A 969-nucleotide genomic window follows, 5' to 3' on the forward strand; every position below is an offset into this window, starting at 1 on the left:
ATCAGTATGCGGATTAACGCTTACTGAACTGGAATCTTCTTCTTGCTTTTCTTCTTCCGTATTTCTTACGCTCGACCATTCTTGGGTCTCTCGTCAAGAAGCCTTCTTTTTTCAATGGGCTTTTGTTTTCTTCGTCAAGCTCTACGAGCGCACGTGAAATAGCCAATCTGATTGCTTCAGCCTGACCAGCAGGTCCTCCACCATCAACATTTACTTTAAAATCAAAGCTTCCGTTTTGATCTACAACCTCCAATGGTTGACGTACTATTGTCTGTAAAATTCCTGCAGGAAAGTATTCTTCTACTCCCTTATCGTTAACAGTGATTTTACCTGAACCAGCACTCATATAAATACGAGCGACTGAGGTCTTTCTTCTTCCTATTGAACTTATTACTTCCATTAACTTAGTTTAATTTCTTTAGGTTTCTGTGCTTCGTGTGGATGCTCAGTCCCTTCATAAACGTATAGATTCTTGAATAACGCGCTGCCCAATCTATTTTTTGGCAACATACCTCTTACTGCTCTCTCTACTAAAAGAGTTGAAGATTTTGCCTTTAATTGGTTTGGCGTTGTCTCTCTCTGACCACCTGGGTATCCAGTGTGTGACACATAGACTTTATCAGTCCATTTTTTACCAGTAAGTCTAACCTTATCACAATTGATCACGATTACGTTATCACCGCAATCTACATTTGGTGTAAAACTAGGCTTATTTTTTCCTCTAATGATTTTCGCCACATCACTAGCCAAACGACCAAGAACCATTGAGTCAGCATCTATGATAACCCATTCCTTTTCTACGTTTGCCTTGTTAGCCGAAACTGTCTTGTAACTTATAGTATCCACGCTTGTAAAGCTTTATTTTTTGACAATAGATAATACTCCCCTTGAAAAAGGGATTGCAAAGATAGAGTGATATATTCTTATATGCAACAGGTAGTTATAAATATTTAAGAATTCTTCTCCAAT

At 38.3% G+C, this 969-nt stretch carries 2 protein-coding genes; both read right to left on the minus strand.

Annotated features, from left to right (window positions below; translation table 11 throughout):
• Positions 1–13 precede the first annotated feature (13 nt).
• A complete protein-coding gene (gene rpsI, locus E1176_RS00670; RefSeq protein ID WP_155208667.1) occupies positions 14–400 on the minus strand; it encodes a 30S ribosomal protein S9 in 387 nt (128 codons plus the stop codon).
• Positions 400–846, minus strand: a complete 447-nt coding sequence (gene rplM / locus E1176_RS00675) for a 50S ribosomal protein L13 (RefSeq protein WP_185152504.1) — start codon at positions 844–846, stop codon at positions 400–402. Before rplM ends, rpsI begins: the two co-directional genes overlap by 1 nt.
• Positions 847–969: the final 123 nt, after the last annotated feature.

The sequence above is a fragment of the Fulvivirga aurantia genome, assembly GCF_009711475.1.
GTDB classification, from domain to species: Bacteria; Bacteroidota; Bacteroidia; order Cytophagales; family Cyclobacteriaceae; genus Fulvivirga; species Fulvivirga aurantia.